19 protein-coding genes are annotated in these 24,924 nt (G+C 57.0%); 11 read left to right on the top strand and 8 right to left on the bottom strand.

What is annotated here, in order from left to right; translation table 11 throughout:
- Positions 1–29: 29 nt before the first annotated feature.
- The 6 genes from dnaB (at position 30) to HMPREF3142_RS14630 (ending at position 5,740) form a co-directional block, all read left to right on the top strand.
- A complete protein-coding gene (dnaB, locus tag HMPREF3142_RS14655) occupies positions 30–1,445 on the top strand; it encodes a replicative DNA helicase (protein WP_008807299.1) in 1,416 nt (471 codons plus the stop codon).
- 31 nt (positions 1,446–1,476) lie between these two features.
- On the top strand, positions 1,477–2,556 hold the full coding sequence (alr, locus tag HMPREF3142_RS14650) for an alanine racemase (protein ID WP_008807298.1): 1,080 nt from the start codon (positions 1,477–1,479) through the stop codon (positions 2,554–2,556).
- Positions 2,557–2,732: 176 nt separating this feature from the next.
- A complete protein-coding gene (gene tyrB / locus HMPREF3142_RS14645; RefSeq protein ID WP_008807297.1) occupies positions 2,733–3,926 on the top strand; it encodes an aromatic amino acid transaminase in 1,194 nt (397 codons plus the stop codon).
- Between the two features lie 193 nt (positions 3,927–4,119).
- Positions 4,120–4,833, top strand: a complete 714-nt coding sequence (gene aphA, locus HMPREF3142_RS14640; protein ID WP_070612179.1) for an acid phosphatase AphA — start codon at positions 4,120–4,122, stop codon at positions 4,831–4,833.
- Positions 4,834–4,963: 130 nt separating this feature from the next.
- Positions 4,964–5,380: a secondary thiamine-phosphate synthase enzyme YjbQ gene (locus HMPREF3142_RS14635; RefSeq protein ID WP_008807295.1), complete on the top strand. Its 417-nt coding sequence runs from the start codon at positions 4,964–4,966 to the stop codon at positions 5,378–5,380.
- A gap of 3 nt (positions 5,381–5,383) precedes the next feature.
- Positions 5,384–5,740: an MmcQ/YjbR family DNA-binding protein gene (locus HMPREF3142_RS14630; RefSeq protein ID WP_008807294.1), complete on the top strand. Its 357-nt coding sequence runs from the start codon at positions 5,384–5,386 to the stop codon at positions 5,738–5,740.
- Here the strand turns inward: HMPREF3142_RS14630 and uvrA are convergent, their stop codons facing one another.
- Positions 5,741–8,566: an excinuclease ABC subunit UvrA gene (uvrA, locus tag HMPREF3142_RS14625; RefSeq protein ID WP_008807293.1), complete on the bottom strand. Its 2,826-nt coding sequence runs from the start codon at positions 8,564–8,566 to the stop codon at positions 5,741–5,743. It lies immediately after the preceding gene.
- Between the two features lie 251 nt (positions 8,567–8,817).
- Between uvrA and ssb1 the strand changes: the two genes are divergently transcribed.
- The gene (ssb1, locus tag HMPREF3142_RS14620; RefSeq protein ID WP_008807292.1) at positions 8,818–9,345 is read left to right on the top strand and encodes a single-stranded DNA-binding protein SSB1; all 528 of its coding nucleotides are present in this window, start codon (positions 8,818–8,820) and stop codon (positions 9,343–9,345) included.
- A 150-nt stretch (positions 9,346–9,495) separates the two neighbouring features.
- Here the strand turns inward: ssb1 and HMPREF3142_RS14615 are convergent, their stop codons facing one another.
- A complete protein-coding gene (locus tag HMPREF3142_RS14615) occupies positions 9,496–11,076 on the bottom strand; it encodes an MltF family protein (protein ID WP_070612178.1) in 1,581 nt (526 codons plus the stop codon).
- A 588-nt stretch (positions 11,077–11,664) separates the two neighbouring features.
- Here HMPREF3142_RS14615 and HMPREF3142_RS14610 point away from each other — a divergent pair.
- On the top strand, positions 11,665–13,923 hold the full coding sequence (locus tag HMPREF3142_RS14610) for a TonB-dependent siderophore receptor (protein WP_070612177.1): 2,259 nt from the start codon (positions 11,665–11,667) through the stop codon (positions 13,921–13,923).
- A gap of 263 nt (positions 13,924–14,186) precedes the next feature.
- Here HMPREF3142_RS14610 and HMPREF3142_RS14605 read toward each other — a convergent pair whose 3' ends face one another.
- A complete protein-coding gene (locus HMPREF3142_RS14605) occupies positions 14,187–14,555 on the bottom strand; it encodes a helix-turn-helix transcriptional regulator (protein ID WP_008807288.1) in 369 nt (122 codons plus the stop codon).
- Between the two features lie 33 nt (positions 14,556–14,588).
- A complete protein-coding gene (locus HMPREF3142_RS14600; protein ID WP_070612176.1) occupies positions 14,589–16,349 on the bottom strand; it encodes a tannase/feruloyl esterase family alpha/beta hydrolase in 1,761 nt (586 codons plus the stop codon).
- A 625-nt stretch (positions 16,350–16,974) separates the two neighbouring features.
- On the opposite strand from HMPREF3142_RS14600, the gene bamA reads away from it, so the two are divergent.
- A complete protein-coding gene (gene bamA, locus HMPREF3142_RS14595) occupies positions 16,975–19,398 on the top strand; it encodes an outer membrane protein assembly factor BamA (RefSeq protein ID WP_012969159.1) in 2,424 nt (807 codons plus the stop codon).
- A gap of 39 nt (positions 19,399–19,437) precedes the next feature.
- Here bamA and HMPREF3142_RS14590 read toward each other — a convergent pair whose 3' ends face one another.
- On the bottom strand, positions 19,438–20,604 hold the full coding sequence (locus tag HMPREF3142_RS14590; RefSeq protein WP_012969158.1) for an SMP-30/gluconolactonase/LRE family protein: 1,167 nt from the start codon (positions 20,602–20,604) through the stop codon (positions 19,438–19,440).
- 129 nt (positions 20,605–20,733) lie between these two features.
- Between HMPREF3142_RS14590 and HMPREF3142_RS14585 the strand changes: the two genes are divergently transcribed.
- Entirely contained in the window at positions 20,734–21,681 is a 948-nt protein-coding gene (locus HMPREF3142_RS14585) for a LysR family transcriptional regulator (protein WP_008807284.1), read from the top strand.
- A gap of 270 nt (positions 21,682–21,951) precedes the next feature.
- Positions 21,952–22,305, top strand: a complete 354-nt coding sequence (locus tag HMPREF3142_RS14580) for an anti-adapter protein IraM (RefSeq protein WP_008807283.1) — start codon at positions 21,952–21,954, stop codon at positions 22,303–22,305.
- A 38-nt stretch (positions 22,306–22,343) separates the two neighbouring features.
- On the opposite strand, the gene HMPREF3142_RS14575 is transcribed toward HMPREF3142_RS14580, so the two are convergent.
- The 3 genes from HMPREF3142_RS14575 to HMPREF3142_RS14565 are packed head-to-tail and all read right to left on the bottom strand — an operon-like array spanning position 22,344 to position 24,896.
- The gene (locus tag HMPREF3142_RS14575) at positions 22,344–23,105 is read right to left on the bottom strand and encodes an inositol monophosphatase family protein (RefSeq protein WP_012969157.1); all 762 of its coding nucleotides are present in this window, start codon (positions 23,103–23,105) and stop codon (positions 22,344–22,346) included.
- Between the two features lie 10 nt (positions 23,106–23,115).
- Positions 23,116–24,129 (bottom strand): LacI family DNA-binding transcriptional regulator, encoded by a 1,014-nt coding sequence (locus tag HMPREF3142_RS14570; protein WP_008807281.1) that lies wholly within the window; start codon positions 24,127–24,129, stop codon positions 23,116–23,118.
- Complete coding sequence (locus HMPREF3142_RS14565; RefSeq protein ID WP_070612175.1) at positions 24,126–24,896, bottom strand: MBL fold metallo-hydrolase; 771 nt, start codon at positions 24,894–24,896, stop codon at positions 24,126–24,128. Before HMPREF3142_RS14565 ends, HMPREF3142_RS14570 begins: the two co-directional genes overlap by 4 nt.
- Positions 24,897–24,924: the final 28 nt, after the last annotated feature.

Raw genomic sequence — 24,924 nt, 5'->3', positions numbered from 1 at the left:
TCTTTTCCGTATCGGTGAAATGTTAGGCTATGGCAGGAAATAAACCCTTCAACAAACCACAGACAGAAACCCGCGAACGCGATCCGCAGCTCGCCGGGCTGAAAGTCCCGCCGCACTCGATTGAAGCGGAGCAGTCGGTGTTGGGCGGTTTAATGCTGGATAACGAGCGCTGGGACGACGTCGCCGAACGCGTGGTGTCGGAAGATTTCTATACTCGTCCGCATCGTCATATCTTTACCGAGATGGCGCGTCTGCAGGAGTCAGGTAGCCCGATTGACCTGATCACCCTTGCGGAGTCGCTGGAGCGTCAGGGGCAGCTGGACAGCGTCGGCGGCTTCGCCTACCTGGCCGAACTGTCCAAAAACACGCCCAGCGCGGCGAACATCAGCGCCTATGCTGACATCGTGCGCGAACGCGCGGTGGTGCGCGAGATGATTTCGGTGGCCAACGAGATCGCCGAAGCCGGCTTCGACCCGCAGGGGCGAACCAGCGAAGATCTGCTCGATCTCGCCGAATCCCGGGTTTTCAAAATCGCCGAAAGCCGGGCCAATAAAGACGAAGGGCCGAAAAACATCGCCGATGTGCTCGATGCCACCGTCGCCCGTATCGAACAGCTGTTCCAGCAGCCGCATGACGGTGTCACCGGGGTGAATACCGGCTACGACGACCTCAACAAAAAGACCGCTGGCCTGCAGCCGTCGGATCTGATTATCGTCGCCGCCCGTCCGTCGATGGGTAAAACGACCTTCGCGATGAACCTCGTGGAAAACGCGGCAATGCTGCAGGATAAGCCGGTACTCATCTTCAGTCTTGAGATGCCCTCGGAACAGATCATGATGCGTTCTCTGGCCTCGCTGTCGCGCGTCGATCAGACCCGCATTCGTACCGGTCAACTGGACGATGAAGACTGGGCGCGGATCTCCGGCACCATGGGCATCCTGCTGGAAAAACGCAATATCTATATCGATGACTCCTCCGGCTTGACGCCGACGGAAGTGCGCTCCCGCGCGCGGCGTATCGCCCGTGAGCACGGCGGCATCGGACTTATCATGATCGACTACCTGCAGCTGATGCGCGTGCCGTCGCTCTCCGACAACCGTACCCTTGAGATCGCCGAAATCTCCCGCTCGCTGAAGGCGCTGGCGAAAGAGCTGCAGGTGCCGGTGGTGGCGCTGTCGCAGCTGAACCGCTCGCTGGAACAGCGCGCCGATAAACGCCCGGTCAACTCCGACCTGCGTGAGTCCGGATCCATTGAACAGGATGCCGACTTGATCATGTTCATTTACCGTGATGAGGTTTATCACGAGAACAGCGATCTTAAAGGCATCGCGGAAATTATCATTGGTAAACAACGTAACGGCCCGATCGGCACCGTGCGACTGACCTTTAACGGCCAGTGGTCGCGTTTCGATAATTATGCCGGCCCTCAGTATGACGATGAGTAAACCTCTGTCTGTCTTTTTTTAAGGAATTCAAATGCAAGCGGCAACTGTAGTTATCAACCGCCGCGCTCTGCGACACAACCTGCAACGTCTGCGTGACCTGGCGCCTGCCAGCAAACTGGTTGCGGTGGTGAAAGCGAACGCCTACGGACACGGCCTCCTTGAGACCGCGCGAACGCTGACCGACGCCGACGCCTTTGGCGTCGCCCGCCTGGAAGAGGCGCTGCGCCTGCGAGCAGGAGGCATCGCCCAGCCGATCCTCCTGCTGGAAGGCTTTTTTGCTGCGGAAGACCTGGCGGTGATCGCCGCCCAGCGCCTGCATACGGCGGTGCATAGCCCCGAACAGCTGGCGGCGCTGGAGCAAGCCGATCTCCCCGAGCCGGTAACCGTGTGGATGAAGCTGGATACCGGCATGCATCGCTTAGGGGTGCGCCCGGAGGAAGCCGAGGCGTTTTATCAGCGTCTGAGCCAGTGTAAAAACGTCCGCCAGCCGGTGAACGTGGTGAGCCATTTCGCCCGCGCCGATGAGCCGACCTGCGGCGCCACCGAACGCCAGCTGGATATCTTCACCACCTTTACCGAAGGCAAACCGGGGCTGCGCTCTATCGCCGCCTCGGGCGGCATTCTGCTGTGGCCGCAATCGCATTACGACTGGGTACGCCCCGGGATTATCCTGTATGGCGTGTCGCCGCTGGACGATCGCTCCACCGGGAAAGATTTTGGCTGCCAGCCGGTGATGACCCTGACGTCCAGCCTGATTGCGGTGCGCGAGCATAAAGCAGGGGAGCCCGTCGGCTACGGCGGCACCTGGATCAGCGAACGCGATACCCGTCTCGGCGTGGTGGCGATGGGCTATGGCGACGGTTATCCGCGCGCCGCGCCGTCGGGCACGCCGGTGCTGGTCAATGGCCGGGAAGTGCCGATTGTCGGCCGGGTAGCGATGGATATGATCTGCGTTGACCTCGGACCGCAGGCCCAGGATAAAGCCGGCGACGCGGTAGTGCTGTGGGGAGAGGGACTCCCGGTAGAGCGCATCGCCGAGATAACGAAAGTGAGTGCTTACGAACTTATTACGCGACTGACCTCCCGCGTCGCCATGAAATACCTCGACTAAGCACCAGCCGTACCGGATAACCCTGATGTTATCCGGTACGCCATCGGCACAGCCGCGAGCGAATAAGCGGTTTATGCCACCTCGCGGTCATTTTCCCCTCAACATCCTCTCGACCTGCCGTCATATCCGGTTTATTGTGTAAGAACCTGCCCTATGTAAACCTGGAGATACATCGCGTGTTTCAAAAAGTTGACGCCTACGCCGGCGACCCTATTCTTTCTCTGATGGAACGCTTCAAAGAAGATCCGCGAAGCGACAAAGTCAACCTGAGTATCGGGCTGTACTACAACGATGACGGCATTATCCCGCAGCTGCAGGCGGTGGCGGAAGCGGAAGCACGCCTGAACGCCGGGCCGCATGGCGCCTCGCTGTATCTGCCGATGGAAGGGTTGAGCGGCTACCGTCAGGCGATTGCGCCGCTGCTGTTCGGCGCAGAGCATACCGCGCTTAAGCAAAACCGCATTGCCTCCATTCAGACGGTCGGCGGTTCGGGCGCGCTGAAGGTCGGGGCCGACTTCCTCAAACGCTACTTTCCGGAGTCTCATGTCTGGGTCAGCGATCCGACCTGGGAAAACCACATCGCCATTTTTGAAGGGGCTGGCTTCGAAGTAAGTACTTACCCCTGGTTTGACAAAGCCACCAACGGCGTGCGCTTTGAGGACCTGCTGGCGACGCTGCAAACGCTGCCGGCGCGCGATATTGTGCTGCTGCACCCTTGCTGCCACAACCCGACCGGCGCCGACCTGACGCCAGCCCAGTGGGACCGCGTGGTTGAGGTATTACAAGCGCGTCAGCTGATCCCCTTCCTCGACATCGCCTACCAGGGCTTTGGCGGGGGGCTGGAAGAGGATGCTTACGCCATTCGCGCCATCGCCAGCGCCGGGATGCCGATGCTGGTCAGCAACTCGTTCTCCAAGATTTTCTCCCTGTACGGGGAGCGTGTCGGCGGTCTGTCAGTGGTCTGTGAAGACAGCGAAACTGCAGGCCGCGTGCTGGGTCAGCTGAAGGCCACCGTGCGCCGCAACTACTCCAGCCCGCCAAGCTTTGGCGCGCAGGTGGTGGCGACGGTGCTGAACGATGCAGCTCTGAAAGCCACCTGGCAGGCGGAAGTGGACGCCATGCGCGCGCACATCCTGACCATGCGCCAGGCGCTGGTCGACGCGCTGCAGCAGGTTGCTCCGGGCAGCAAGGTGGATTACCTGCTTAAGCAGCGCGGGATGTTCAGCTACACCGGCTTCAGCGCAGCGCAGGTCGATCGTCTGCGCGACGAGTTTGGCGTCTACCTGATTGCCAGCGGTCGTATGTGCGTGGCAGGGTTAAACTCACGTAATGTTCAGCAGGTGGCGAAAGCCTTTGCTGCGGTGATGTAAGCCGCTCTCCAGTGGGTTGCCGCTGCCGGTCAACGGGCAGCGGCAACCTCCTCTCTGATTGTGATCATCCTCTTTTTCTATGACATCTACGCGAAAAAGGCTTTTCATCCACGCGATCGGCGGGTAAGGTCGGGGCGTTGCTAAGCATGCACATTATTAAAAATAATAATGATTGATAGATTTAGGGATAAATATGCGCAAACTTACTCTCGCCTTTGCGGCGGCTTCTCTTTTGTTCACGCTGAACAGCGCCGTTGTGGCGCGCGCCTCCACGCCACAGCCGCTGTGGGTGGGCACCAATGTGGCCCAGCTGGCCGAGCAGGCGCCGATCCACTGGGTTTCGGTGGCGCAAATCGAGAACAGCCTGCTGGGGCGGCCGCCGATGGCCGTCGGTTTTGATATCGATGACACCGTCCTCTTCTCCAGTCCGGGCTTCTGGCGCGGGCAAAAAACTTTCTCCCCCGGCAGTGAGGATTACCTGAAAAACCCGCAGTTCTGGGAAAAAATGAACAACGGCTGGGATGAATTCAGCATGCCGAAAGAGGTGGCGCGCCAGCTGATTGCGATGCATGTGAAGCGTGGGGACAGCATTTGGTTCGTCACCGGCCGCAGCCAGACCAAAACAGAAACCGTTTCTAAAACCCTGCAGGATGATTTTCTCATTCCGGCCGCCAATATGAATCCGGTGATTTTCGCCGGTGATAAGCCTGGCCAGAACACCAAGACCCAGTGGCTGCAGGCGAAGCAGATAAAGGTTTTCTACGGCGATTCGGATAACGACATCACCGCTGCCCGTGAGGCCGGCGCCCGTGGGATCCGCGTGCTGCGGGCCGCCAACTCCTCCTATAAGCCGCTGCCGATGGCCGGGGTGCTGGGCGAAGAAGTGATCGTCAATTCCGAATACTGACGATCGCCTGAACGCGATAAACGGCAGCGGTAGCGCTGCCGTTTTTTTATGCAAAATCAGGGGTGGAAGGTTTTACCTTTTCACGTATTGCTGCACACTTAGAAGGATTCATTCGCAAAAGGAGTCGATGATGTGGTATCAGCAAACCCTGACGCTTGGGCCAAAATCCCGCGGTTTTCATCTGGTCACCGATGAGGTCCTCGGTCAGATTCGCGGGCTGTCCGGGGTGAAGGTTGGCCTGCTGCACCTCCTGCTCCAGCATACTTCCGCTTCCCTGACGCTCAACGAAAACTGCGATCCCACCGTCCGCTATGACATGGAGCAGTATTTTCTCAACGCCGTGCCGGACAATGCGCCGTACGAACATGATTATGAAGGTCCTGACGATATGCCTTCGCACATCAAATCATCGATGCTTGGCGTGTCGCTGATGCTGCCGGTCGAGGACGGGCGCGTCAGGCTGGGAACCTGGCAGGGCATCTGGCTGGGGGAGCATCGGATACACGGCGGTTCGCGGCACATCGTTGCGACGCTCATGGGGGAATAAAAGATGACAATTTCGGAGTTATTGCAGTACTGCATGGCGAAACCGGGAGCGGAGCAGAGCGTCCATAGCGACTGGAAAGCCACGCAGATCAAAGTCTCGGACGTGCTGTTTGCCATGGTGAAGGAAGTGGAGGACCAGCGGCCGGCGGTCGCGCTGAAAGCGAGCCCGGAACTGGCGGAGCTGCTGCGAGAGCAGCATCGCGATGTCCGGCCCAGCAAGCATCTCAATAAAGCGCACTGGAGCACCGTCTTTCTGGATGGCTCGCTGCCGGATTCGCAAATCTACTACCTGGTCGATGCATCTTACCAGCAGGCGGTGAAAATGCTGCCGGAGTCGGTCCGGCAGCAGCTATCCCGCTAATTATTTCAGCATCGGCTTCAGGAAGCGCGCGGTGTGCGAGGCTTCGCACTCGGCGACGGTCTCAGGTGTACCGGAGACCAGTATTTCGCCGCCGCCGCTACCGCCTTCCGGACCCAGATCGACAATCCAGTCGGCAGTTTTAATCACATCGAGGTTATGCTCAATCACCACGATGGTATTGCCCTGATCGCGCAGCTGATGCAGCACTTCCAGCAACTGCTGAATATCGGCGAAGTGCAGACCCGTGGTCGGCTCATCGAGGATATACAGCGTCTGGCCGGTACCGCGTTTGGAGAGTTCGCGCGCCAGCTTCACGCGCTGCGCCTCGCCGCCGGACAGCGTCGTCGCCGACTGGCCGAGACGGATATAGGTCAGGCCGACGTCCATCAGGGTTTGCAGCTTACGCGCCAGCGCCGGTACGGCATCAAAGAATTCACGCGCCTCTTCAATGGTCATATCCAGCACTTCGTGGATGGTCTTACCCTTGTACTTAATCTCCAGCGTTTCGCGGTTATAGCGTTTGCCTTTGCACTGGTCGCACGGCACATAGATATCCGGCAGGAAGTGCATCTCAACCTTAATGACGCCATCACCCTGGCAGGCTTCACAGCGCCCGCCGCGAACGTTAAAACTAAAGCGCCCTGGCGTATAGCCGCGTGAACGTGATTCCGGCACCCCGGCGAACAGTTCGCGCACCGGCGTAAACACCCCGGTATAGGTCGCCGGGTTGGAGCGCGGCGTACGGCCGATCGGGCTCTGGTCGATATCGATCACTTTATCGAAGTGCTCCAGCCCCTGGATATCGCGATACGGCGCCGGTTCGGCGATGGTCGCGCCGTTAAGCTGGCGCTGAGCAATCGGGAACAGGGTGTCGTTAATCAGCGTCGATTTACCCGAGCCGGAAACGCCGGTAATGCAGGTAAACAGACCGACCGGCAGGGTCAGCGTCACATCCTTCAGGTTGTTGCCGCGCGCGCCGGTCAGTTTCAGCACTTTTTCCGGATTGGCGGGTACGCGCTGTTTCGGCACTTCGATTTTGCGCTTACCGCTCATGAACTGCCCGGTGAGGGATTCTGGTACCGCCATAATGGCGTCCAGTGGCCCTTCGGCCACCACCTGGCCGCCGTGGACCCCAGCGCCAGGGCCGATATCGATCACATGGTCGGCGGCGCGAATCGCGTCTTCGTCATGCTCAACGACGATCACCGTGTTGCCTAAATTACGCAGATGGATCAGGGTACCCAGCAGGCGTTCGTTATCGCGCTGGTGCAGGCCGATAGAAGGCTCATCCAGCACGTACATCACACCAACCAGCCCGGCGCCAATCTGGCTCGCCAGACGGATACGCTGGGCTTCGCCGCCGGAGAGCGTTTCCGCCGAACGGGAAAGCGTCAGATAGTTCAGACCGACGTTGACAAGGAACTTCAGGCGATCGCCGATCTCTTTCAGCACTTTCTCAGCGATTTGCGCCCGCTGGCCGGAGAGCTTCAGGTTGTTGAAGAAGTCCATCGCGTGGCCGATGCTCATATCGGAAATGGTCGGCAGCGGGGTGTTCTCTACAAACACGTGGCGCGCTTCACGACGCAGCCGCGTGCCGTCACAGCTGGCGCATGGGCGGTTGCTGATGAATTTCGCCAGCTCTTCGCGCACGGCGCTGGATTCCGTCTCTTTGTAACGGCGCTCCATATTGTGCAGCACGCCTTCGAACGGGTGACGACGTACCGAGGTGTCGCCGCGATCGTTCATGTATTTGAATTCAATATTCTCTTTACCGGAACCGTACAGAACCACTTTCTGCACGCTGGCGCTGAGGGTGCCCCACGGCGCTTCGACGTCGAATTTATAGTGCTCCGCCAGCGACTTCAGCATCTGGAAGTAGTAGAAGTTGCGGCGATCCCAGCCGCGGATGGCGCCGCCCGCCAGCGACAGCTCCGGATTCTGCACCACGCGGTCGGGATCGAAATATTGCTGAACGCCGAGGCCGTCGCAGGTCGGGCAGGCGCCCGCCGGGTTGTTGAAGGAGAACAGGCGCGGCTCCAGCTCGCGCATGCTATAGCCGCAGATCGGGCAGGCGAAGTTAGCGGAAAACAGCAGTTCTTCCGCTTTTTCATCATCCATATTGGCCACAATGGCGGTACCGCCGGAGAGCTCCAGCGCGGTTTCGAACGACTCGGCCAGGCGCTGCGCCAGATCGTCGCGCACCTTAAAGCGGTCGATGACCACCTCGATGGTGTGCTTCTTCTGCAGCTCCAGCTTCGGCGGATCCGAAAGATCGCAGACTTCGCCGTCGATCCGCGCGCGGATGTAGCCCTGGCTGGCGAGGTTTTCCAGGGTTTTGGTGTGCTCGCCTTTACGCTCTTTAATAATGGGCGCCAGCAGCATCAGGCGCAGGCCTTCCGGCTGCGCGAGGACGTTATCGACCATCTGGCTGACGGTTTGTGCCGCCAGCGGCACGTCGTGATCCGGACAGCGCGGTTCACCGACGCGGGCGTACAGCAGACGCAGGTAGTCGTGAATTTCGGTAATGGTACCCACCGTCGAACGGGGGTTGTGAGAGGTTGATTTCTGTTCGATGGAAATCGCCGGCGACAGCCCTTCGATATGGTCGACGTCCGGCTTCTCCATCAGCGACAGGAACTGTCGCGCATAGGCGGAGAGCGATTCGACGTAGCGACGCTGGCCTTCGGCATACAGGGTGTCGAAAGCGAGTGAAGATTTGCCAGACCCGGAAAGCCCGGTGACGACAATGAGTTTGTCGCGCGGGATAACGAGGTTGATGTTTTTGAGATTATGGGTGCGGGCGCCCCGAACTTCGATCTTATCCATTCACCTTTCCCGGTAGGTAGATACACGGATTGCCTGGTTTGCTTGAAGGACAAACGGCAGAAACGGCTAATTATGACACAATTTAACCTGAATGAATATACAGTATCGGAATGCAAATTCAGGGGGAGTGTGCAACAATGTCTTGTACGAGTGCTATCTCTGGAATCAGCCTCGCAGCTATCAAAATGCTACGTGGAAATGGTACACTCGCGCGTTTACACTATTAAGAAACGTATTCAGGAGACACGAACATGGCCAGCAGAGGCGTAAACAAGGTGATTCTCGTCGGTAATCTGGGGCAGGACCCGGAAGTACGCTACATGCCAAGTGGCGGCGCTGTCGCCAACTTCACGCTGGCAACTTCCGAATCCTGGCGTGACAAGCAGACCGGCGAAATGAAAGAGCAGACCGAGTGGCACCGCGTTGTGCTGTTCGGCAAACTGGCGGAAGTCGCTGGCGAGTATCTGCGCAAAGGCTCTCAGGTATATATCGAAGGCCAGCTGCGTACCCGCAAGTGGACCGATCAATCCGGTCAGGAGAAATACACCACCGAAGTCGTGGTTAACGTTGGCGGCACCATGCAGATGCTGGGCGGCCGTCAGGGTGGCGGCGCGCCGGCAGGCGGCGGCCAGCAGCAGGGCGGTTGGGGTCAGCCTCAGCAGCCGCAGGGCGGCAACCAGTTCAGCGGCGGCGCACAGTCCCGTCCGCAGCAGCAGGCCCCGGCAGCGCCTTCTTCTAACGAACCGCCGATGGACTTCGACGACGACATCCCGTTTTAAGGCTTGCCTTAAACGCGTTGCCTGCGCCGTAAAATACAAAAAGCCCCGGTTTCGCCGGGGCTTTTTCTTTATCCTTTCAGCATCATCCTTTCAGCATTTTTTCTGCGCCACCGTGTCAGAACCGGTTTTTAACCTGCGGCGACGAGCGTTTCAGGCAGAGGGCGCCTGAGCGGTCTCCGGCGTCGCCACGCTGGGCTGCGGTTTCACTGGCTCTGCTGCTGGCTCCTGTCGCGGCGCGGCCGTCGCTTTCTGTTTGCGGGCCATATCATCGACAATCAGCCGATAGGCGATGTAATACTTATAGATATTACTGACGTAGGTGACTGTCTCGGCGCCAATTTTTTCTGCCGCCAGATTTTCGACATTACCGAACCAGACGTTCGGGTCAAATCCTCGCTGTTTAGTCATGGTGCGCAGGCGGGCGATACGCGCCGGACCCGCGTTATAGGAGGCAAAGGCAAACAGCGCCTTATCGAGCCGGGTCATGGGCTCATCAGCATAGTAGCGATCTATCATCCAGCGCATGTATTTCACGCCAGCATGGATGTTGGGATCCAGCTGTTTAATATCGCCCACTTTCAGCTCTTTTCCGGTGCTGGGCATCACCTGCATTACCCCGACGGCGCCGACGTGGCTTCGCACCGACTGGTTCAGTCGCGATTCCTGGTACCCCTGGGCCGCCATCAGCAGCCAGTCGACATCGTAGCGATCGCCATATTTGCGGAAGACTTCCACCATGGCGAGGAACTTGCGCCGTTCCTTACTCGCGGCGACATTTTTGACATATTTGGCATTTTTCAGGTAACGCAGCAGGAGGGTATTACCCAGCGTGGTGCCCTGACGATTCTTTTTGACGAAGTTGTTTAGCACCGCCAGCAGCTGCGGGCTGTCTTTGCGTACCGCCCAGGCAATGTTGCCGCCGTCGCGCAGCACCACGTTGTCATGGACCTGAATTTTCGGAAACACCTGTTTCCAGAAAACGGCTTTGTGTTGATCGACGACGATCAGCGGAATCAGCCCGGCGTTGAGCATTTCCAGCAGATCTTCATCCTCCAGCGCTTCCGGCGCTGCCTCCAGGATAACCGGCGGCCGCGACTCACTGGCAAATCGGGCATTCAGCGCCTGCAGACTCTCGTAATAGCTGGAGGAGCGGCGAACAAAGACGGTTTGGCCGGAGAGCTGCTCCAGGCTGTCGATCTTCGGCGATGCCGGCCCGGAGATCAGTAATTCTTTCACGTTGCTGTAGAGCGGCTGGGCGAAATCGACCTGGGCTTCCCGCGAGGGCGTGATGGTCAGATTGGCAGCCGCAATATCGCCTTTACCTTCATTAAGCGCGATAAAGAGATTATCCCGGCTGACCGGCACAAAAACGATATGCAGCTTCAGGTGGCGCTGTTTGAGCTTTTTATCCTTCGCCAACTGCTTATTCAGATCGTTTTCCAGCGCCATAAAGATATCGTGGGTTGCTCCGCGCTGAGTGCCTTTATCAATAAAAAAAAAGGTCTTGCTGTAGGTGGTTAATACCCGAATGGTGCGCCGCTCGGTCATGCCGGGCAGATCGCCTTTCCATGGCTGCAGCATATCGTCGATGTGGATCGACAGCGTATTGTCTTCGGTTGCGACTGGCGGCGCTTTTTCCGCCTCCGCCGCAAGCAGGATAGGGGCGAATAACAGCGCCGCGAGGCAGGTGAGCCAGGCGATAAACAGGCGTGATAGCAAGTTGGCGTTCATGGAGGAACACTCCGCAGGGGGATGTGGTTATTTTAGCAGAACGGCTGCCGTTAGCCGGGCACGACAAGGGCGTAAAAAACATAACGATGCCGACAAATAGTCTTCTCCCATTTTATCGCTTGCTATTAATGTGCTTTTATCTTTACTTTAACTATGGAGATAATATGGCGGAAATGTGTGTTTTTAATGATAAATAGAAAATGATGATGATATTTTTATTTTATTCTTCTCCATTTGTTTTGTTGTAACTGTTTGATTATTTGTGTTTATTTTATTTTTCCGCGATATTGATTATTATCATCTTGATAATGAATCTCATTTTTATTACCGTAGCACTGCACATTACTCTTATTATTCGCTGTCTGGATTACGCTATCAAAGAATAGCGCGCAGCGCTTTTTCTCTAATGATGAAACAGGGCACTTAATTTTATTATGCCTCATGCTGTTTTCTTATTCCCATGACTATCGGGAAGGGGCTGACCTACGCCAAAATCTGGCGAGGCGCAGAGGCGAGTATTTTATCCCATTGTTTTTTCAATTGGGGAAGGCGTTATGCCCGACAGCAACAGAAAACAGGGCATATTCTATGAAATACACGTCTCACTTCCCGCTGGGGATCGTCATTCCTTTGCTCGCCTGTAGCGTGCCGCTGCAGGCGGCAGAGAATATGACAGAACAATCGACGCGCGATAAGAGCACCCCAACGGCCGAAAACCAGGAGGAAACGATGGTGGTGACCGCTGCCAGGCAGAACCTGCAGGCACCGGGCGTGTCGACCATTACCGCAGAGGAGATTCGCAAACATCCCCCCGCCCGCGATGTATCGGAGTTAATTCGTACGCAACCTGGGGTAAACCTGACCGGCAACTCCACCAGTGGTCAGCGCGGCAACAACCGGCAAATTGATATCCGTGGCATGGGGCCCGAGAATACGCTGGTGCTGGTCGATGGTAAACCGGTGACCAGCCGTAACTCGGTGCGGTATGGATGGCGCGGCGATCGTGACTCCCGCGGCGATACCAGTTGGGTGCCAGCGGAGATGATCGATCATATCGATGTGATCCGCGGCCCGGCGGCGGCGCGCTATGGTAATGGCGCGATGGGCGGGGTCGTCAACATCGTGACCAAACCGACCACGCCAGAATGGCACGGGTCGTGGAATACCTATATGAATGCTCCGCAGCACCGTAAAGAAGGGGCGACGAAACGTACCAACTTTAGCCTCAATGGTCCACTGTCGGACAGTGTCAGCTTCAATCTCTGGGGTAATCTGAGTAAAACCCAGGCTGATGCTCAGGACATTAACGCCGGGCATGAAGCGGAGCGTACCGGTTCCTACGCCGGTTCTTATCCCGCCGGACGTGAAGGGGTGGTGAACAAAGATATTCACAGTAAGCTACGCTGGGAGTTCGCCCCGATGCAGGCCCTGGAGTTTGAGGCCGGCTACAGCCGCCAGGGCAACCTCTATGCCGGCGACACGCAAAACACCAATACCAGTACGTTGGTGAAGAGTATGTACGGGAAAGAGACCAACCGTCTCTACCGGCAAACTTACGGCGTCACATGGACCGGCGGCTGGGATAATGGCGTGACCAGCAACAGCTATGCCCAGTACGAACACACCCGTAACTCGCGAATGAATGAAGGGCTGGCGGGCGGTACGGAAGGGATCTTCTCCAGTAGCGAGTTTTCAGATATCGATCTGGCCGATGTCCTGCTACATAGCGAAGTGAATATTCCGTTTACGCTGGGGGTCGATCAGAATCTGACGCTGGGCACCGAATGGAATCAGCAGCGGATGAAAGATGGCGTATCGACAACCCAGGCGCTCTCTTACGGGACTATCGACGGTGTGTCGGCTACCGGTCGTAGCCCGTACTCCAGCGCCGAGATCTTCTCGCTGTTTACCGAAGATAATATGGCGCTAACGGACAGTACCATGCTGACACCCGCCCTGCGCTTCGATCACCACAGCATCGTCGGCAATAACTGGAGCCCCTCACTGAACCTCTCCCAGGAGTTGACGGATGACTGGACGCTGAAGCTGGGCATTGCCCGCGCTTACAAGGCACCTAACCTCTACCAGTTGAACCCGAACTATATTCTCTACAGCAACGGTCAAGGCTGTTATGCCAGTAGTTCCGCCTGCTATCTGATGGGGAATAGCGACCTGAAAGCGGAGACCAGCGTTAATAAAGAGATTGGTCTTGAGTACAAGCATGATGGCTATCAGGCGGGAATCACCTGGTTCCGTAACGACTATCACAACAAGATTGAGTCAGGGTACGCGGCGGTGGGCACCGCCAGCAACGGCACCACCAATATCTATCAGTGGGAAAACGTACCAAAGGCGTTAGTGGAAGGCCTGGAAGGAACGCTGAATCTTCCGGTGGGGGAGACGGTTAGCTGGAGCAATAACCTGACATGGATGCTGCAGAGCAAGAATAAGACGACCGGCGACCGGCTGTCAGTGATCCCGCAGTTTACCCTGAACTCGACTTTGAGCTGGCAGGTTCGTGAAGATCTCTCCCTGCAGAGCACCTTTACCTGGTATGGTCGACAGAAACCAAAACGCTTTAATTATAAGGGCGAGGCGGTCAGCGGCAGCGAACTAAACGAAGTCAGCCCATACAGCATTGTCGGCCTCAGTGCGACCTGGGATGTGAACAAAAATCTGAGCTTCACCAGCGGGATAGATAACCTGTTTGATATTCGCCACTACCGGGCAGGGAATGCGCAAACGACCGGCAACGCGACGACGGGGGCTTATCTGTATGGCGCGGGTGCGGAGACCTATAACGAGTCGGGGCGGACCTTCTTTATGAGCGTTAATACTCATTTCTGATGATGCTGATGAGGAGTAAACCGGGTGCAGCGCGACCCGGTTTTTTTATTTCAGATGAGAGCGGAGGAGGCGGTTATAAATCGTGACAAAATCTTCACGCCCTCTACATTATTAGCTCAACATATCCTTTTATACTGATTTCCGTCGCGCAAGGTCGTTGATCCCGACCGGGTTCGATAATAGCATCCTGCTATTTCCCTTCTGTAATATCCCCTGTCCCCCTTCCATTCCCAACCGCAGCGATGCGGAGGAGGGGGACCTCCTTATTTTTGCCGCGTGATCTGATAGCGATACTGAGTGGGGGTGAGCGCATAATATTTTTTGAAGGTACGATTAAACGCACTGAGATCGTCATAACCGACCATCATACAAATATCGACGATTCGGTAACCAGGCGTCGTCAGCAATAAACGGCAACACAGCGACATGCGCTGCTGGCGGATATATTCCATGGGCGAACGATCAAAATAATGGCGGAAGAGTCGAAATAAATGCCAGGGGGAATAACCAGAGATATCGCTCAGATCGTCGACGGTCAGTTTCTTATCCAGATTATTATCGATCCACAGGAGCAGGTCGTTTAATACCGATTGCTGGAGCGTTTTGCTACGCATGATTGCGGCTAATCCCATAACGAATGGCTCCTCAGCGAGGAGCCTTGGGGTTTATTGAACAGTGAGTTCGCCGTGGCGAACCTGATAATTTTTTTGATTATCAGGGCCAATATAGTCGCTGGCGGGTTTTGCCAGCTGCAGATGACCAAACGCGGTTGATTGCTCTGCATGATAATTTTCGCCGTCATTCACGTCGCCGTGCCCGTTATAACGGGCAATGGCCGGAAAGGGGTACGCCGGGCGAGTCGCGATAACGGCTGGGGCGGCGTCAGCGTAAGGCTGACTGACTTTCTGCACGCCGTGAAACTGCGTTTGGGCATCTGGTTTTTCTGTCATCGGCGGCAGGCTGGTGGCGGCTGGCGCCCGTTTTCCGGCCATGATCTCTTGCGGCGCGATACCTTCCTCGGTCCAGCGCATCAGCGGGGTAAGGAGATCAATTTGATCGTAACCTTCGCCATTACCGCAATGGGCTACCCCAGGCAGCAGGAATAACCGCAGGAAGGTATCCGTTGCAGCATGGCCCATCTCTGCTTCTACGCCGCGGTAATAGGCGATAGAAAAGGCTGGGCTGACGGAGTCATCGGCCAGACCGTGCCACAGGATAAGCTTGCCGCCGCGCTGTTGATAGGCATGAAGATTGGTATTTGCCGCGTTATAGAGCGGTGCCAGTTGAGCGACGGCGTCAAAATTCTGCTGGTTCAGTGGGAAATCCCGCATCGATTGGATCTTCTGTTTTCCTCCCGGCAGGAGCACGGATTGCAGAGCCGGCAGTACCATCATTTCCGACATCGAGTGGCCGGTCGGGGTCTCGGGCACCGGCCAGCGTAGCTCGGAGCCCAGCGGCAGACCGCCAGCGACAAACTGGGCGCCGTGGCGGTCGTAAGCGCCGCGGTAGAGTTTTTTCACCACCTCGATCTCTTCCTGCGTCAGGCAGGTAGAACGGTCCTGAGCATCGGCAGGACAGCGGGGGAGCCATGACTCAGAGAACTGACAGGCATACGGATTTTGCAGGATACCATCCTGCACGCCGGAAAGCGTCGGGCAGTGAGCCAGCACGGCTTGGTGAATCAGAGGAAGGCGATCTTTCAGCAGGATAGCGGTACCGTCCGGACGCTGATTGGCGGCCACATTCCAGCCGTGGAAGAAGGAATTCTGAAACTGGAAAAAGGCCGCAGGCGCGCCAGCGCTGATACCGTCAAAATCTTGCGGAAAGCGCTGTGCTTCCATCAATGCTTCGCGACCGCCGTCTGAGCAGCCCATAAAGTACGCGTACTTTGGTTGCTGGCGGTAAAGCGTCTGAATCACCGCTTTGGTCAGCACGGCGGTCAGGTGGTTGGCGCGCCAGGCAAAATCGATGCGCTTTTGCGGATCCTCGGCCCATGAAGCATCCATCATACTGCCATGGTGCCCCATATCGGTTGCTGCCACCACAAACTCGCCGTTCATTGCCGGCAGGCAGCCGCTGGCATTCGACAGACTCAGGTTAATACTCCCGCACAGTCCGCCGCAGCCGACCTGCAAGAAACGTTGACTCCAGCGTTGGGTCGGCAGGGCAATCTGCACGCCAATCTGGGGGGCGATAGTGGCGCTCACCTTGCACCAGCTTCCCTGCGCGGAGGTCTGCATTTCAGTGTGGTTGATAGTGACCTTTGCGCCAACGGCGGCGCTGAAGTCGGTCGCGCTCAGCGCATCGCATGTTAGCGCGGGGAGAACCATCGGCAGACTGGCGGCAGCCTGCGTGGGTGAAGCGAACGATAACCCAAAGAGGGTGCAGAGGATGACGGGTAAGATCGTCTTGAGTAAGCGTGTCATACGCAGTTCCCTGTTGCTAATGATGGGAGGCGGCAGGATGGCGAAGCCTATGCCTCACCTTCCCTGGCGAGGCGCCACTGCTTGGCTATTGTAGATAACGATAGACTTTCCTTGATGCCTTGATAAGGCGACCCTACTGTATTCTGCTATTTTGAGGAAAATATGGAGATGTTCGTTAACGGCCTTTGGCAGTGTATACGGGGTAGAATGTTGTGATATCAGTTGCATAATTTATTCAATTTCTCTTCATTATATCCGCTGGGTTTCAGGATATTTTTCTCCCTGTTCCTGGTGATCCCAGAGAGCATCATTCCTAACGAGAATTTTCCCCCTTTCCATTAACAAGAAAGGGGGCTTTTTTAATAAAAAACGTTCAGGTAAATCTAAATATAGCTCTGGTGTTGGCCATTAGAACCACGGCGTTCAGCAAAAGTTCCATCATTAAATATATTTTTAAAGATGATTTAACATCCTTTTTTTCTCCATTTTATCGCCATAATTGCATGTAATTCTGCGCCTCGCTCAGGTTATTTTCTGTCGCACATTTTAGAGATGCATCCTGAACAAATAAGCTCAACACCAGCAGAATACTGCTATTGCTCATTATCTCGTAGACGACACATTCATGTTAAAAAAGACTCATATCATCAGCGGATTATTGATCGCCCCTTTAACGTTATATGCCGCAACATCATATCAAGTTGATGATATCCGTTTTGAAGGGCTACAGCGCGTGACCGTCGGGGCAGCGCTATTAAGTATGCCATTGCACGCGGGAGATGCGGTGACGCCAGAAGATGTCAGCGAGGCTGTGCGCGCGCTGTATGCGAGCGGCAATTTCGAGAATGTGCAGATCCTGCGCGATGGGAAAACGCTGGTGGTGCAGGTTAAGGAACGGCCCACTATTGCCAGCGTCAGTTTTTCCGGGAATAAGTCAGTGAAGGATGATGCGCTAAAGGAAAATCTCACCGCGTCCGGTATTTCTGCAGGTAGCGCACTGGACAGAAATTCGCTTAGCGAAATAGAAAAAGGGTTACAGGATTTCTATTACAGTGCGGGGAAATACAGTGCGCAGGTTCACGCGGTGGTGACCCCGTTACCGCGTAATCGCGTTGACTTAACGTTCGTCTTTCAGGAAGGCATCTCGGCGAAAATCGCACAAATAAACATTATCGGTAATCAGGCGTTTCGGGAAGAGACGCTCCTGGACCAGCTTCAGCTACGCGATAATGTGCCGTGGTGGAACGTGGTAGCCGATAAAAAATACCAGAAGCAGAAGCTGGAAGCCGATCTGGAAACGCTGCGCAGTTTTTATCTCGATCGCGGCTATGCGCGCTTTGCTATCGAGTCCACGCAGGTCAGTATGACGCCAGATAAAAAATCCCTGTATATCACTATCGCCCTCAATGAAGGCGAACGTTATCGGGTCGACCGAACTCAGGTGACAGGCGACCTGGCGCAGCATGGCCCAGAGATCGAGGCCCTTGCCCAGCCGCTGGCGGGGGCATGGTACAGCGGGGCGCAAGTCACCACAGTTGAAAATGAGATCAAAAAGCGTTTCGGTAAGTATGGTTATGCCTGGCCGCAGGTGACGACCACGCCGGAAATCGATGATGCGCATCACCGCGTGGCGCTGCATATTCAGGTCAACGCGGGCCGCCGCTACTCGGTACGCCAGATCCGATTTTCCGGTAACGACACCTCCCGGGACGCGGTGCTGCGTCGTGAAATGCGCCAAATGGAAGGGGCGTGGCTCAACAACGAAAAAGTCGAACAAGGGAAAGTACGTCTTGACCGAACGGGTTTTTTTGAGAACGTTGAACAGCAGATCGTTCCGGTCAGTGGGACGGCAGATCAGGTCGATGTGGTCTACAAGGTGAAGGAGCGCAACACCGGCTCATTTAACGTGGGCCTGGGATTTGGTACGGACAGCGGCGTGAGCTATCAGCTTGGCGTGACTCAGGATAACTGGCTGGGAACGGGTAATAGCGTTAGCTTCAACGGGACGCGCAACAGCTACCAGTCTTATCTTGAACTGGGGGCGACGAACCCGTGGTTTACCGTCGATGGCATCAGCCTGGGCGGAAAGATTTTTTATAACAGCTATGATGCTTCCGATGCGGATGCCGGGAGCTATAACCAGCAGAGCTATGGCTTAGGCAGTACGCTGGGGTTTCCCATTAGCGAAAATAACTCCCTGAACCTGGGACTGGATTATGTTCATAATCGCCTGACCAATATGGATCCGGAGCTGACGACCTGGCGCTACCTCAGCTCCCGGGGAATCGAGCCCAGCGTGGTGACGAAAGATGGCGACAGCGGCGCGAAATATAGCGCCAACGACTATTTTGTGAGTCTTGGATGGGGATATAACGATCTCGATCGCGGCTTCTTCCCGCGTGCGGGAAACAAGAGCAGTCTTAGCGGTAAAGTGACCCTCCCCGGTTCGGATAATAGCTACTACAAGCTCTCATTTGACACCGCCCAGTATCTGCCGCTGAGCGAGAATAAGCGCTGGGTCTGGATGGAACGTTTGCGTGCAGGCTATGCCGGTGGGTTAGACGGCAAAAGTGTACCGTTCTACGATAACTTTTACGCCGGCGGCTCGTCGTCAGTGCGCGGCTTCTCTTCTAACACCATTGGGCCTAAAGCGGCCTATTACCGCTGCAATGGTAGCGAAAGCAGCTATAGCGCCTGCCCGCTGGACGCCTCATCTGATGCGGTCGGCGGGAATGCCATGGCGGTGCTGAACAGCGAATTTATCATTCCAACCCCCTTTGTGAATGATAAGTACGCCGATAGCCTGCGAACCTCGCTGTTTGTTGATGCCGGGACGGTCTGGAGCACATCCTGGCAGAACACCGCGCAGACGCTGGCGGCAGGGATCCCTGATTACGGCGATCCGGGTCATATTCGTCTCTCCGCGGGGATTGCCGTGCAGTGGATGTCTCCCCTCGGTCCACTGGTCTTCTCCTGGGCAGAGCCGTTTAAAAAGTATGATGGCGATAAAGCAGAACAGTTTCAGTTTAATATTGGCAAAACCTGGTAAAAACGCAGGCAGGTCCAACGGGCCTGCCTGCCGTGTGGATCAGGGTTGCACCACTTTCCAGATGGTATATTTCTCTTCTCCCGGTTTAACCGCCTGAGCGAAGTGTTGGTTTAAATGGCTGGCGGTGAACATTACCGCGCCATCCGGGCCGATAGTCGGCGTATCGGGCCAGTACACCCGGTCGTCAGCGGCCAGCAGGGTGAACCGCCCGCTCTGCGGGCGATAACGGACAATACCGTTATGGGTCACATCGGTGATATAGAGTGCGCCATGCTTATCGACCACGATCCCATCGCTATTCCCGCCGACCTCACCCGCGGTACGGATGGCCGCGGCGAGCTGGCGTTCGTTCATCGCGGGATCGCGCAGCGCGGCGGTGGCGATGGTCCGCGCCGTGGTACCGGTGGTGACCGTCCAGTAGAGGGTTTCCTGGTCCGGTGACAGCGCAATACCATTGATACCAAGCATAATGGGGTTGCCCGGCCAGACCGTTTCCCCATGTGAAACCACCTGCAGACCGGCAACCGGCATCAACGCCGGGTGCTGGTTCAGTACCCGGCGGACCGCCCCACGGTTAGCATCCGCGACGATCAGTCCGGCCTGATTGTCCGGCGCGCTGCGCAGGCCGCTGTCGGCGATATACGCCACCCGGCGCGCCTCATCGACCACAATATCGTTGAGGAAGCTTCCTTCCCGGTCGGCGACGCTGTCGAGCGGAATACGCTGCACCAGATGACCGTCGCTGAGCGCATAGATCATGATTTTTTGCGCCCCCGGCGGCGCCGTCTTTTCCCCTGCGACAAAGCCCTGATCTAACGCCCATAGCCAGCCGTTGCGGTTATCGACGTAAAAGCCCAGCACATTGCGCAGGTGCGTGCGGGGATCGGCGCTGATGCTGTTGGCCGCGGTGGACGGAAAGGCGGTGAGTCGTGCCGGGCCGCTCAGGGACTTGGTATCGAGCAGGCTGAGCGTGGCGGGCGCCTGGGTCGAAATCAGACGTGGGGTGCTAACAAATGCCCGACCGGCGGCGTCAAAGTGCAATCCTGCGATGGGCGCATTGACGGAATGCGCATCGACGCGCTGCTGCCAGGTGACCCCGGTATAACTGCGCCATAGCGCCAGATGGGCAGGGGCGTCAGGCCCGGCCGCCAGTGCGGTCTGCCCCAGGGACAGCAGGCCGAGAACGAAGAGTGAAAAACGATGCATCATGGTCTCCAGAAAGCAGTAAAAAAGAGGGGCAGATGGCCCGGTTAAGCCTCGGTAAACGATTTTATTAAATCCCTTCGGGAAGATAAGATGCCTGGAATGACAATCATTTGTTCTCTGGAGAACCAAATGGCCCGGCGGTTTGATTATCTTGCGGATGTAGAAGTCTTTCTGGCGGTGGCCGAGCGCGGGTCGTTTACCGCCGGCGCGGTGGCGCTGTCGTCGACGCCGTCGGTGTTAAGCCGGGCCGTCACCCGTCTTGAAACGCGTCTGGGGTGCCAGCTGCTGCGCCGCTCCACCCGGCGGATCAGCCTGACCGAGGCCGGAAGCGCCTATCTGAGTCAGGTCCGCCAGGCGTTTGAGGTGCTGGATAATGCCGAACGGGAGACGCAGGGGCAAAAAGGGGCGTTATCCGGGCGCGTTAAATTGAGCGCCCCCACCACCTGGGGACACTATCGTTTGCCCGCCCGGCTGGCGTTGTACCGTCAGTTGCACCCCGACGTACAGATTGAGCTGAATATTACCAACCGTAATGTCGATATTATCGCTGAGGGCTTCGATCTGGTGGTGCGCCAGGGACATTTACCCGACAGCGGCCTGGTGGCAAAAAAGCTGGAAGATGCGGCGCTATGTCTGGTGGCCTCGCCGGCCTATTTACGCTCGACAGCGAGACCGCTGAGTAAAATAGCCGATTTGCGCCATCATTCATGCCTGACATTTATTATGCCGGCAACGGGAAAAGTCGCCGAATGGGTATTTCGTGAGGATGGCCGGGATATCAGCTGGCTGCCGACGTCATCTCTGCATGTCTCCGATGATGTGCTCGGGGTGGTCTCGCTGGCCCTGCAGGGGGCGGGGATCTGTCAGAGCTATGCGTTTATTGTGCAGGAGGCGATCGCGCGCGGGGAGCTGGTTCCTGTTCTTCCGGCGTTCGCCGGACGTTCACGGCCTTTCTCGGTGCTTTACCCGCCGCATAAAAGCCAGTCAGCCGCTGCCCGGGCATTAATTACCCTGCTGACCATGCCAGCCGAGGCGCTGGCGACGCTGTGCGCGACATTACCTGATGCCTATGGCTGAGGGCTCATCCACAAGGACTAAGACGTTTTGTCAATTATGTTTATATTATCTTATTTTTTATTATATTTTCTTTTCTGTGGTTAATTTATTTCTTTTTTTATAGAGGTTAACCATTAATCTCTTGATGAAAAATTAAGGTTACCGATAATGGGTTATGTTGTTAGGAATTGTCTTAAGTCACATAATTGTCAGGTGTGCTTGCAGTTTATAATGATGGATGCTATCACTATATAAGGTAATAATTTGTAGCATCTTTTATAAGGAAGGAATATGAAATGGACAATTCTTAATACTCTCATCTGCCCGCAATCCGGCATCGCCTTTTCAGCAATATCCAGCCTGCGTTTCTTAAAATTTATTATGTGGTACGAGGCCGATGTGATACTGCTGCCCGGCGAGTCGATGAAGCTCTATTCCTCGAGAGTTTTAATTAATGACCAGTATCATTCATTAAAAATCTACAATATTACGGTGTACGACGAGGCGCAATGGGAGAAATTACGCGAACGGCCATCTTGCCCGTATCAGGCTGGCGGCAAGCAGTCTGACTCCTGTTTTTTCCAGTCCTTTTGCGCGATTAAGCGCTGCCCGAATAATATTCCGCGCGGTGAACCCTGGCGTTAGCCCGAGAAAGCCGCCGGTCGGCTACCGGCGGCGCGATGTTATTTGACCAGCAGGGCGGCCATTCGTGGCTGGACGCTTGCGCAGCCGGCGAGGACGAGGTTGCCTTGCCGCAGCCCTTCATTGGCGAGAAATGCATTGCACGTTCCGCCCGCCTCCTCAATCAACAGCATACCCGCCAGCGCGTCCCAGCTGTTCATATGCGCTTCAAAATAGCCATGGATCTGACCGGCAGCGACATGCGCCAGCATCAGAGCGCCCGCGCCAAAACGGCGATACTCCAGGCCGGCGTCGAGCAGCGTGTCGATGGCCCGGGCATAGTCGCTGGCCGGGGCGCGGCTGGAGCGCCCCATGCCGATCACCACCGCGTCGGGATCCGGTTCACGCAGCGTCAGGCGACGACCGTTGAGAAACGCCCCTTCGCCGCGGCCGGCGAAGAAAAACTCATTGCGATCGGGGGCGTAGATGATGCCGAGCGAGAGTTCGCCCTGGCACACTCTCGCCAGTGAGATGCACCAGTAATCCATGCCAAGGATAAAGTTGGTGGTGCCATCCACGGGATCAAGCACCCAGACGGTGTGCTCATCGCCTTCGAAACCGCTCTCTTCACCGAGGAAACCCTCCTGCGGAAAGTGCGCCTTCAGCCACCCTTTAATCTCCTGTTCTACCGCGAGATCTGCTTGCGAAACAAAGTCCTGGCGCGATTTTTTATCGACCTGCAATCCCGCATCGCGCAGCGCCTGGGCGTGGGCGCCTGCCTGGCGAATCAAGGCGCATAATGACTCTCGTTGTGCTTCCGTCATGGTCTTGCTCTCAGATAATAAAGGGCGACGTGCGCCGGTGAATTAATGTCACCTCCACCCAGGTGGTGCGTGAAGGTTGTAAAGGGTCGACGGTGCGCTCCTGCAGCCGGGCGAGCGCCTGGCGGGAGATCGCCGCCACATCCTGATGTAGCGTGGTGAGCTGGTAGCTATATTGCGCGGTCGGCGGCGTGTTATCAAAACCAATCAACTGATAATCCTCAGGCGCCTGTTTGCCGCGCTGGCGCATTCCATCGAGAAAGCCACAGGCAATCTGGGCGTTAGCACAGAAGATCCCCTCCAGCGCCTCGTCGGCGAGCGCCGCGGCCTGAAATCCGCCCGTATAGCCCTCTTCCGGGCAGGCGAGGATCGCCAGATTGCGTTCGACGTCCACTCCGCGCGCCTGCAGTGCCCGGCTGAATGCTTCCCCACGCATGCGCCCGGCCCAGGTGGAAGGTGAGTGGTTGAGCCAGCCAAACCGCCGGCAGCCGCTGCGCAGCAGCTGGTCGGCCGCCAGTTCGGCGCCGGCGACGTTGTCAGAGCAGACATAATCCACCCCGGGTATCGTCGGCTGGCGGTTTATGCCCACTACCGGGATATGCTGCTGGACGCACTCATTCACCAACGCCTCCGGCGGCTGGCCGGAGGTGACGATAACGCCTGAGACGCGAAACTGCGTGAAACGGCGCAGGGTGTGCGCCAGGTCCTGCTCGCTGTGGATCTCGCTCACCAGCGCCTGAAAGCCCTGGCGCTGGATCTCGTTGAGCAGGGCATCAAGCAGGGCGCTGCGAAAAGGATCGCTGATGCGCGAGACGATCACGCCGATTAAGTGGCTGCGCTGGCGATTGAGCCCCTGGGCAAGAAAGTTAACCTGGTACCCCAGCTCTTCGGCGGCGCGCAGCACCCGCGCCCGGGCGTCGGGAGAGATGCTGCCGTTGCTGCTCAGCGCGCGTGACACCACCGCCCGCGAGACGCCGGCCAGTCTGGCCACATCCTGGGCGGTGACGCTGGGTTTACGTGGGCTCATAGGGCATGCGCCTCGTCGGCGAATGCGGGACGCGGCAGCGTAAAGTGGTCCCCATCCTGCGACACGAATAATCCCTGCCACGGCTGACAGGCTTGCTTCAGCGCCGACAGGGCGGCGTCCTCGCAGTGATAGAGCCCCAGCGCCGGGAGCTTCAGCGTTCTGAACAGCATCAGGCAGGAGGGGAAATCGCCATGAGAAGCATCGTCGTCAAGGGCCGCCACTGAGGCACACTCCTGAAACGCCAGCCCGGCGCCGGCCATCAGGGCTATCGAGTCGGCGGTTGGCCGGCCATCGCCGCTGTAAAACAGCGTCTGCCCGGCAATGGTGATGCGGATGGCGCGATTACTCAGCTCATGCTGGGTGGCGGCGGTGCGGATCTGCCAGTCCTGCCACGTCCAGGCTTCGCGGCATTCCTGCCAGTCGATGGTGAAACCAGGGTCCGCCTGAGGCCAGTTCGCCAGCGCGGTCAGCTGCATGAGCACCGGCTGCTGCGCTGGCTGGCAGTAGATAATCAGCGGCTTCTGACGGGAGCCACTTTTCCAGTAATTCAGCAGCGCCGTCAGACCGGTACAGTGATCCGGATGGACGTGGGTGAAGTAGATTGCGTCAATATCATTGACCCCACCGCCGCGCTGCCAGAGTGCGCGGGGAACGGTGGGGCCGCAGTCGATTAACCACTGTTTGTTGTCCGCGTCGATCACCCGCAGCGCGGAGGTATTTTGCGTGCAGGAAAAGGCGCTCCCGCAGCCAAGCACATCTATTTTCATTGACCCTCGCCAAAATTTTTTGCCGCTT

Source organism: Klebsiella sp. HMSC16C06 (genome assembly GCF_001808325.1).
Lineage (GTDB): Bacteria > Pseudomonadota > Gammaproteobacteria > Enterobacterales > Enterobacteriaceae > Klebsiella > Klebsiella variicola.
This window is presented reverse-complemented; position numbering and strand designations above follow the sequence as displayed.